Annotated in this window: 11 protein-coding genes; 5 read left to right on the top strand and 6 right to left on the bottom strand. The window is 69.1% G+C overall.

The window, feature by feature from the left end; translation table 11 throughout:
- Positions 1-86 precede the first annotated feature (86 nt).
- The 3 genes from ABEB12_RS35945 to ABEB12_RS35935 are packed head-to-tail and all read left to right on the top strand — an operon-like array spanning position 87 to position 2034.
- Positions 87-755, top strand: a complete 669-nt coding sequence (locus tag ABEB12_RS35945) for a hypothetical protein (protein WP_185063152.1) — start codon at positions 87-89, stop codon at positions 753-755.
- Complete coding sequence (locus ABEB12_RS35940; RefSeq protein ID WP_185063153.1) at positions 752-1384, top strand: trypsin-like peptidase domain-containing protein; 633 nt, start codon at positions 752-754, stop codon at positions 1382-1384. Before ABEB12_RS35945 ends, ABEB12_RS35940 begins: the two co-directional genes overlap by 4 nt.
- An 11-nt stretch (positions 1385-1395) precedes the next feature.
- A complete protein-coding gene (locus tag ABEB12_RS35935; RefSeq protein WP_185063154.1) occupies positions 1396-2034 on the top strand; it encodes a winged helix-turn-helix domain-containing protein in 639 nt (212 codons plus the stop codon).
- 119 nt (positions 2035-2153) lie between these two features.
- Here ABEB12_RS35935 and ABEB12_RS35930 read toward each other — a convergent pair whose 3' ends face one another.
- Positions 2154-3020 carry a MurR/RpiR family transcriptional regulator gene (locus ABEB12_RS35930; RefSeq protein WP_345703440.1) on the bottom strand — a complete coding sequence of 289 codons (867 nt, stop codon included), beginning with the start codon at positions 3018-3020 and terminating at the stop codon, positions 2154-2156.
- 290 nt (positions 3021-3310) lie between these two features.
- Here ABEB12_RS35930 and ABEB12_RS35925 point away from each other — a divergent pair, with 290 nt between their 5' ends.
- Both ABEB12_RS35925 and ABEB12_RS35920 read left to right on the top strand, forming a co-directional pair.
- A complete protein-coding gene (locus ABEB12_RS35925; protein ID WP_345703439.1) occupies positions 3311-4729 on the top strand; it encodes an amino acid permease in 1419 nt (472 codons plus the stop codon).
- A 2-nt stretch (positions 4730-4731) separates the two neighbouring features.
- Positions 4732-5487, top strand: a complete 756-nt coding sequence (locus ABEB12_RS35920; RefSeq protein WP_185063156.1) for a winged helix-turn-helix domain-containing protein — start codon at positions 4732-4734, stop codon at positions 5485-5487.
- 37 nt (positions 5488-5524) lie between these two features.
- On the opposite strand, the gene ABEB12_RS35915 is transcribed toward ABEB12_RS35920, so the two are convergent.
- The 5 genes from ABEB12_RS35915 to ABEB12_RS35895 form a co-directional block, all read right to left on the bottom strand.
- Entirely contained in the window at positions 5525-6205 is a 681-nt protein-coding gene (locus tag ABEB12_RS35915; RefSeq protein WP_185063157.1) for a winged helix-turn-helix domain-containing protein, read from the bottom strand.
- 4 nt (positions 6206-6209) lie between these two features.
- Complete coding sequence (locus ABEB12_RS35910; RefSeq protein WP_345703438.1) at positions 6210-6851, bottom strand: DAK2 domain-containing protein; 642 nt, start codon at positions 6849-6851, stop codon at positions 6210-6212.
- Positions 6848-7849, bottom strand: a complete 1002-nt coding sequence (locus ABEB12_RS35905) for a dihydroxyacetone kinase subunit DhaK (RefSeq protein ID WP_185063158.1) — start codon at positions 7847-7849, stop codon at positions 6848-6850. The genes ABEB12_RS35910 and ABEB12_RS35905 overlap by 4 nt, the downstream gene beginning before the upstream one ends.
- A 111-nt stretch (positions 7850-7960) precedes the next feature.
- On the bottom strand, positions 7961-8578 hold the full coding sequence (locus ABEB12_RS35900; RefSeq protein ID WP_185063159.1) for a trypsin-like peptidase domain-containing protein: 618 nt from the start codon (positions 8576-8578) through the stop codon (positions 7961-7963).
- Positions 8575-9255 (bottom strand): hypothetical protein, encoded by a 681-nt coding sequence (locus tag ABEB12_RS35895; protein WP_185063160.1) that lies wholly within the window; start codon positions 9253-9255, stop codon positions 8575-8577. Before ABEB12_RS35895 ends, ABEB12_RS35900 begins: the two co-directional genes overlap by 4 nt.
- Positions 9256-9307 lie beyond the last annotated feature (52 nt).

Raw genomic sequence — 9307 nt, 5'->3', positions numbered from 1 at the left:
CCATGCGCGCCCGCGGTCCGCCTCCGCTCTCGATGCGTGTTCGCAACCCCCGAAACCCCCGAAACCCATCGAGAAAAGGACCCGAAGTGTCTTCTTTCACCACTCTCGCTCGCCCGGTGCATCGGCACCCGGCATTGAACTACCTGCGGTTGGCGGATCTGCTGCGTCAGACGCTGGCCGAGCACGACCTGGACTGCGCGTCGCTGTCCTGGTTGTCGCACACCCTGGGAGTCCCGGCGGTCGAACTGCGGACCGCGGTCAAGTACGCCCTGCACCTCGGCATTTGTGAGAGCGGCGCCGGGCCGGTGCTGTACTGCCTGCCTCGGCAGCCGATGGCAACCGGTTTCGAGGCCGTCCATCGCAACGGCCGGATGGTGTTGCGGCTGCCCGGGCACGGGTTGCGGCCACCGCTGTTGATCAGCGGTCAGCACGTCGGCCCGGTACCCGAGGACGAGCGTGCGGGCACTCTTGGCGCCGGAGAGCTGGCCTACACGATCTGCCGGTTGACCTTGATGGCCGGCAACTGGCTCGTGGCCGCATCCGACCCCACCCGGCTGTTGTTCGAGCTGATCGCCGAGGGCTGGCGGCACGGATCGACCAGCCGCCTCGGCCGAGGATTCAGCATCCACCGGGCCAGCTTCACCGAGGCGATCGCCACCGAACCGGCAACCAACCGGATCGAGCTCGTCACCAACCGGCACCGCGGCGGCCATCAGCTGGTCAACCTCTATCCCATTCCGGCGGTGACGGCATGAAGCCCACCCCCCGCCGCCTGCGCCGAAGCGTTCTGCCGGTGCGTAACCGGAACGGTGCCATCGGCACCGCCACCGCGGTGTCCGAAGGACTCGCACTCACCGCGCTGCACGTCATCGCGTGGGAAGACCCGGCAACTTTGCGTTTGGGTTGCGATCCGGGGCTGGTCGTGTGTGACGTCGCCACCCTGCCCTTGACCGACTACCAGCGAGTACACGAACAGGCCAGCCGCTCGCTGTGGCGAGCCCAGGCAATGGTCGGCGACACCGTCGACGCCCTGGGCACCGTCGACCTTGCGCTGCTGGCGGTGCCCGGGCTGAACGCTCCGCCGCTGCAACCGCGCGAGCGCCCGGTCGAGGTGGGTGAGCACGTGGTGGTGCCTGGTTACCCCGGCGGGCAGTGGAGCATCACCCGGGGTCCGGTCACCGGAGCCGATGACGCCGATTTCGCCGTGCGCCTGCTGCTCGGCCCCGGCGCCAGCGGCTCACCGGTAGTGGATCAGGACGGCCGCCTTGTCGGTGTGGTCACCCTGGATCACGAGGTCGCCACCATTTGTGTCGGCCCGGGGCTGTTGGCCGCCTTCTTGGGGCAATTCCTGGCGGTCAGCCAAGAAAGCGGGCTGCCGCGATGAGCCCCCGGCCCGTGATTAACGTGTTCCTGGTCGAGGATGACCGGCGCAACAGCGAGCGGATAGCCCAGGCGCTGTCGAAATGCGGAATGAGGACCCTCCGTTCTCGGTCGACAGGCTTGGTGTTCGACGCGGTCAGGAAGTGTGACGTGGCAATCGTGAGCTTCGTATCGCCCACCGAGGATCACGTCGCAATGGTGTCGGCGATACGCGCCGTGAGCGGGATACCGGTGCTTGCACTGATCGACAACGATCGCGTCCGTCCCCAGGTGGACGGGCATATTCTCGCGTCACGGGGAACGGAGGAACTTGCTGCGAGAATTGTTGAGGTAGTCCGGCGGCCATCGGCCGATGCGGCCCCGAACGGGGTAGTCCGAGCCGGCGACGTTGTGATCGATCTCAAGAAGCGCCTCGTCACCGTTGACGGCGCTGAGGTACGGCTCACCGATACGGAGTTCTCGGTCCTTGCGGTAATTGCGGGGGAACGCGGCAGGCTCTGTGACAAGGACCGCTTGATAGCCCAGGCGTTGGGGCGTTCCACCGGTGAGGCCACGGCGGTGTTGCATGTGTACATTTCAAAGATTCGGAAAAAGATCGGACGTCCATCCCTTATCGAACAAGCTTCCGGATACAGAATTTCAGGTATGACGTGATCGCACGGTGCTCCCCCGGTCGAGCACAGGTTCCGTACGCCGCGCACATGGCGCAACCTGTGCTCGGCGTACACGAACCGTGCGCGAGCGGCTTATCGGCCGGTCGCCGGCGAGAGCGGTCATGTGGCGTAGACGGAGAATTCGGAGAGCATGCGTTCGTCGGTGAACAACTGGTCGCGGCTGCGGGTGCCGCGTTGCAGCGCGACCGCCGTGGCGAGCGTCTGCACCAGTGAGATGAAGGAGGTCACCGAGCGCAGGATCGTCACGCCCTCGCAGTCGACCAGGAAGGTCACGTCCGCGATCCGGGCCAGCGGGGAGGCGGCCGTGTCGGTGAACGCGACGGTGCGCAGCCCGCGCCGCTTGGCCTCGGTGAACACCCGAACCGTGTCGGCCGTGTACCGCTGGATGGAGATCGCCACGAACACGTCGTCCGGCCGAAGGTCGCGCATCTCGTCCACCAGCGCGCCGGCCAGCGGGGCCACCTGGGTCACCCCGGGCCGCACCATCCGCAGCAGGTAGGCCATCAGCTGCGCGATCGGCAGGCACTTGCGCAGGCCCATCACGTACACCCGGTCGGCCTCGGCGAGCAGCGCGACGGTGCGCTCCCACTGCTCCGGGTCGATGCGGGTGAAGGTGCGCCGCAGGTTGCGTTCCTCGTGCTCGACCGCGGTGGACAGCAGGCCGCCGGATTCGAACTGTTCCATTGCGCGGCCGAACCGGCTGACCAACTGCGCCTCCTCGGCCAGGTGGTCCCGGCAGAGCGCGACCAGCGCCGGATACCCCTTCAGTCCGAGCGTCGAGGCGAACCTGACCAGCGAGGACTGGTGCACGTCGGCCACCTTGGCCATGTCGGCGATGCTGCGGAACGCGGTGCCGCCGGGGTCGGTGAGCAGCACGGTGGCGATGCGCCGCTGACCGGACGCGAAGCCGTCCATCCGCTCCTGAAGGGCCGAACGTAACTCGGCATAGCTCGTCGGTGCGCTCAAGCCGGCAATCCCCCTCTCCTGGCAATCGATTTCACGCAACAATACTTGCGCATCGCAAGCGGGTGGTCTCGGTGCTGATCCCGGAGGAGGCCGGTGGCGTCCCCGACGCGGACCGACTGGACCGCGCCCTGCCCTGGATCGCCGAGTCGTTCACCCTGCCGCGTGAGGCTTTGTCCGAGCCGTGAAGACCCCTTGACGAAACAATAGTTGCGCCGCCACGATATTGCTCAACTTGAATTGAGTGTGGCTGACACCGCGGCACTGCTGTTGTCAACCCGGAGGGGGTAACCATGGCCACGCATCTACCGTCGAGCGGCACGGGTCTGAAGGCCGCGTTGAGCAGTCGGCAGTTGACGATGATCGGTATCGGTGGGGTGATCGGTGCTGGTTTGTTTGTGGGTAGTGGGAAGGCGATCAACGCGACGGGTCCGGGTGTGGTGTTTGTGTATGCCGCGGTCGGGGTGCTGATCGTGTTGGTGATGCGGATGTTGGCGGAGTTGGCGGTGGCGGCGCCGGATACCGGGTCGTTCTCCGCGTACGCCACCCGGGAACTCGGCCCGTGGGCCGGTCTGGCGGTGGGGTGGTTGTACGCCTATCACTGGTGGGTGATCGTGGCGTTCGAGGCGGTGGCCGGGGCGGCGATCGCGGGCAAGCTCGTGCCGGGCGTGCCGAACTGGCTGTCCGCGTTGGTGTTCATGGTGTTCTTGACGGCGGTGAACCTGGCGGCGGTGTCGTCGTTCGGCCGGTTCGAGTTCTGGTTCGCGCTGATCAAGGTCGCGTCGATCGTGTTGTTCATCGTGATCGGCCTGATCGTGATTGTCGGGTTGTTGCCGCATGTGCCGGCGCCGGGGATGAGCAATTTGACGGGGCACGGTGGGTGGTTGCCGCATGGGTTCGGGGCGTTGTTGCCGGCGGCGTTGACGGTGTTCCTGTCGTATTTCGGTACCGAGTTGGTGACGGTGGCGGCGGGTGAGTCGGTGAATCCGGCGGAGACGGTGCGCCGGTCGCTGCGGAGTGTGGCGACGCGGATCATCGTGTTCTATGTGGGGTCGATCGCGGTGGTGGTCACCCTGTTGCCGGCGTCCTCGACCGAGGTGACCGCGTCGCCGTATACGGCGGTGTTGACCCGGCTGGGTATCCCCGGCGCGGCGTTGATCATGAATTTGATCGTGTTGACCGCGGTGTTGTCGTGTTTGAACTCGGGGATCTACTCGTCGTCGCGGATGATGTTCTCGATGGCCCGTCGGGGTGAGGCGCCGGCCGCGTTGCGGAAGGTCAACGCGCAAGGGGTGCCGACTCGTGCGGTGTGGATTTGCGCGGGGGCGGGGTTCGTGGCGGTGTTGGCGAACTACTTCCTGCCCACCGATGTGGTGTTCAGCTTCCTTTTGGCCTCGGCCGGCGCGGTCGCGGTGGTCGTCTACCTGTGTGTGGCGGTGACGCAGATCGCGTGCCGGCGGCGGTTGGGTGCGGAGGGTGTGGCGGCGTTGCCGGTGCGGATGTGGGCCTACCCGTGGCTGTCCGGGCTGACCCTGGTGCTGTTGGTGGGTGTGGTGATCGGGATGGTGTTCGATCCGGCCAGTCACAAACCGCTGTACCTGACCGGCCTGGCCACGTTCGTCGCGGTCGGCGCCGGACTGATCTGGCAACGCCGGCAGGTCCGCGCCGAGCAGCAGCTTCGCGCCGAGGTACTCGCCGGGGACGTCGACTGACGATGCACATCCTGGTCGTCGAGGAGGACCAAGAGCAGGGGCGCGCCCTGGTCGACACGCTCGGCTGGGGCGGCCACAGCATCATCTGGTGCCAGCGGGACGCCATCGGCTACACCTGTTACCTGAACACCGATGCGATCCTGGTCGACGTCGGGCTGCGCACCGACCTGGACACGCTCGACCGCCTGCACCAGATCAGCCCGGCTCCGGTGCTGATACTGGTCGCCCATGCCGACGTGGCTGCCCTGCGGGAGGCCGCGCCCACCGACGAGTACCTGGTCAAGCCGGTCGACGCGAACCAGCTGCTGCGCAAGCTGGAGCAGATCGTGCACCAGGCAGCGCTGCGGGCGAACCGGGTGGTCACCGCGCTGGACGTGACGGTCGACCTCGAGGCCCGGGCGGTCTGGGTCGGCGAGCAAACGGTGCTGCTCACCGCCAAGGAGTTCGAGGTGCTCTCCATCCTCGCCCGCCACGCGGGTCAGGTGGTCAGCCGGCGCAACATCGAGGAAGCGGTGTGGGGCACGATGAACAACTCCACATCCCGGTCCCTCAACGTGCACATGACCACGCTCCGCGCCAAGATCAACCGGCCGGCGCTGATCCAGACCATCCACGGGTTCGGCTACCGCTTCGGCGCCCCCTCACCCGGTCCCGTGGCGAAGAGTCCCGACGGGGCCAGCGCGCCCACCCGCACCTACCTCTTGTCCTCTGCCGACCCGAGCCCGGACCGCGGCCGCCCGCACGCAAACACCGCTTAGAGCGTGTCCCGCGGATCTGGCTGGGTTCAGTCTCGCGTTAGCTTGCCATGGCGCACGGCGAGGCCAGGCGGTAGCCCTCGCCGCGCACGGTCTGGATCACGCGCGGGCGGCCGATCTTGCCGCGCAGCGCGTTGATGTGCACGTACAGGCTCTGGTCGGCCCCGTACCAGGAGTCGCCCCAGATGCGCGAGATCAACGCGTTCTTGGGGCACACCGCGCCGTAATGCTCGGCCAGCAGCGCGAGGATCTGGTACTGCCTGTTCGTCAGCTGCAGCGTCCGGCCCGCCACCGTGATGGTCCGGCCCCGGAAGTTGATCGTGACGTCGTCCAGCAGCAGCTTGTCCGGCGGGTCCGGTTCGCGGGTACGGCTGCGTCGAAGCATGTCCAGCCGTGCGACCAGCGCGGCGGCCCGGTACGGCTTGCACAGGAACTCGTTCACCCCGGCGCGCAGCGCGAGGACGTGTCGGCCGGTCTCCGGCGTGTCCACCAGGGCGACGATCGGGACGTCGCTCCTGGCTCGGATGGCCCGACAGACCCCCACGCTGCCGGCGGCCAGGTCGTCCGCGGCGAAGCCGACAAGCACCGCATCGATGTGCCGGAGCGATTCGAACACGGCCCGGGCCGTCCGTGCGCTCCGCAGGTCCACCGAGCTGCTCCGCAACTCCCCCGCAAGCGTGTCGACGACGCGGTTGCCCTTGGCGATGACCAGGATCTTCATCGGTTCACGCGTGCTGGGGTATCGCGGTGACGAACAGGTCGGCGATCAGCACCGCCCCCGGGTCGGGGCTGCCGTGTGCCGCCTCGCCGACGTAGCTGGCGCGACCCCTGCGGCCCAGCAGCTCGGCGGTTGACTCGGCGCCCCGGCGGGCGGCGTCGGCCGCGTCGGCCAGGGCGCTCGTCAGCCCCGTGCCGAGGGCGGCGGCGGTGGCCAGGGCGTCGGCGGCCGGCACCATGGCGTCCACCATCGTGCGGTCCCCGACCTGGGCCTTGCCCAACCGCTGCACCTTCTCGGTGGCAGCCCGGACACCGGCGGCGAAGGCCTCGGTAGTGGCGCCTTCGGCCAGGTGCTTGCCCAGCTCACGGAACCAAGCGCCGAGCAGCGGACCGCAGGTGCCGCCAGTGGTCAGGAACCCGGCGGACACTCGGTGCATGACGCCGCCGGCGGTGTCCGGCGGTCGCTCGGTGATCTTCTGCCGGGCGCGGACCAGCGCGGTGTCCACGTTGGTGCCGAAGTCGCCGTCGCCGGCGCGGCGGTCGAGCTCGGTGAAGTCGACCTTCGCCTTCTGGACGTGGGTGGCGAACCGGTCGATCCAAGCCAACGCTTCGTCCAGGGTCATCTGCCGGGTGCGTTCCACGGTGCTCACCAGGTCACCGCCGGGGTGCGGACCGGGGCGTCCCACAGGTCCAGGAACCGGTCGTCCGCCTTGGTCAGGGTGATCGAGCAGCCGGCCATGTCCAGCGCGGTCACGTACGGGCCGACCAGCGAGCGGACCACCCGGATGCCGCGCGCGGCCAGCTGGTGCACCACGGCGCGGTGCGCGATGTGCAGCTCCAGCGGGTGGGTGGAGCCGAGGCCGTTGGTGATGGCCAGCACCTCGTCGCCCCTGGTCAGGCCCACGGCCTCGACGATCGGTCCGACTACCGAGTCGACCAGGTCGTCGGCGGTGGCGAACGGGACCCTCCCCCGGCCCCGTTCACCGTGGATGCCGACGCCCATCTCCACCTCGTGGTCGGCCAGCTCGAACGACGGCTGCATCTGGTCCGGCTGGGTGCAGCCGGTGAGCGCGAAGGCCATCGTGCGGGACCGGGCGACCACGCCCCTGCCGATCGCGAGCACCTCCTCGTGGCTGGCGCCGCGTTCGGCCGCGGCTCCGCAGGCCTTGTGCACCGCGATCACCGCGGCCGTGCCCCGCCTGCCGGGGCCGTCGTCATCGCCGTCGGTGGCCAGGTCGTCGTCCACCAGGATGTGCCCGACCCGCAGCCCGTCGTCGGCCAGGGTCTCCTCGGCGATCTCGAAGTTCAGCACGTCACCGGTGTAGTTCTTCACCACCAGGATCGCGCCGGCGTCGTGCGCGACGGCCCGGGTGGCGGCGATGATCTGCTCGGTGGTCGGGCTGGCGAACACCGCGCCCGGCACCGCCGCGTCCAGCATTCCGGTGCCGACGAACCCGCTGTGCAGCGGCTCGTGCCCCGATCCCCCGCCGGAGGCCAGCGCCACCTTGCTCGGGCCGGCCAGCTCGGCGCGCCGGACGAAGCTGGGCGTGCGGTTCCACCGGACCAGTCCGGGATGGGCCAGCTCGAGCCCCTCCAGCGCCTCGTCAACGAAGTCCAGGGGCTTGTTGAGGAGTTTCCGGCCGCTCATCCGCTCTCCCTTGAGAAGTTGCCGCTGTTCGACATAATCGAAAAGACTTCGTTAATACCGAAGCTACTTCGGACGGTACGGGAGAGACCCGCGGCACACAAGGGCTCGGCCTCATCGGCGCGGGGTGAGGAATCGGTACAGAAAAGTGCTGACCAGTGGCGGCCCGACGCAGATGGTCGCGGTGTGGTGGTCCAGGGTGACGACGCCGGCCAGGCGGTTGTGAAGGTCCAGTGCGGGAGCCCCGCTGGCGCCGGGGCCGAGCAGCATGCGCACCGCGAAGTCGGCGCCGTCCGTGCCGACCACCGGCCCGTGGTTGACGCTCCAGTACCCGCCCGGGTAACCCGGCACCACGAGGTGCTCCCCAGGGCTGACCGGATCGCCACGCGGCGACACCGCCGGCCCGGGCAGCCCCGGCACGGTGAGCAGCGCCAGGTCGACGGTGCTCAGCGCGTGATCCACCGGGCCGCCGGTGAGGTGTTCGGCGTACCGCTGGGAGCGGCGGGCCAGCTCGCCGGCGTCCCGGTACCCGGCGAGCGGCAGGCTCTGAACCGCCGCTACCGGATAGCGGGCGTGCTCGCCGACACTCAACGTCGCCGGGCCGTCCCTGGTGATGACATGCAGCGCGGTCAGTGCCAGCCCGGGCGCGACCACGGTGGCGGTGCCGATCACGCCGCCCGGGTTGCGCACCGGCAGCACCCTTCGGCGCAGCCGGCGCGAGTTGAGCCTCACCGGTCGACCCCGCGGGCCGGGATCGGGTAGAGGTTGACCAGCTCGTGGCCCTTCCCGCGCCGGTTGGTCACCAGCTCCAGCCGGTTGGTGGCGTCGCCGGACACCCCGGAGCCGGCCGCGATCGGCGCCTGGAAACTGGCCCGGTGGATGCCCAGCCCGCCGAGCTGGTGGGTGCCGTCGGCGTGCCGCCACGCCTCGGCCATCAGTTCGAACAGGAACCTGGCCGGGTCGGGGCTGGCCGGCAGCCAGGTTCCCGCCATCGAGGTCAGCCGAGACACGGTGTACCCGAGCTCACCCGCGCCGAGGGTGGCCTCTCCATCGGGTGCCGGTCCGACCCGCCGCCCGATGATCAACAGCGGCGAGCGCAGCCCGCGCCCGGGCAGCCGCAGCCGCATCCGCCCTCGCCGGTACTCGGGCAGGAAACCGGCGGCGATCGGCTGGTGGGGCAGGCAGTACACCAGCTCGCCCGCTCGGGTGGGTTGAATGCCCAGGTGCAGGGCGTAGTCCATGGTGGCGCGCAGCTCGGTCTCGGACACCCCGAGTTCGCGGCACAACCAGATCAACGGGGCGCAGTCCACGCCGAACTCGGCCAGTCGCTGGCACACCAAGTCGGCCAGCCGCAGGTAGGTGAGGGCCGGATGCGAGCGCACCGGCCGGGTGTAGGTGAAGGTAGACAACGACGGATCCTTTCCCGGACGGGTGGGTGGGCGGAAACCGCGTCGCCGGGGT

It is taken from the genome of Actinospineispora eucalypti (assembly GCF_039543365.1).
GTDB classification, from domain to species: domain Bacteria; phylum Actinomycetota; class Actinomycetes; order Mycobacteriales; family Pseudonocardiaceae; genus Pseudonocardia; species Pseudonocardia eucalypti.
Note: the sequence above shows the minus strand (reverse complement) of the source record. Positions and strands in the feature narration are given on the sequence as shown.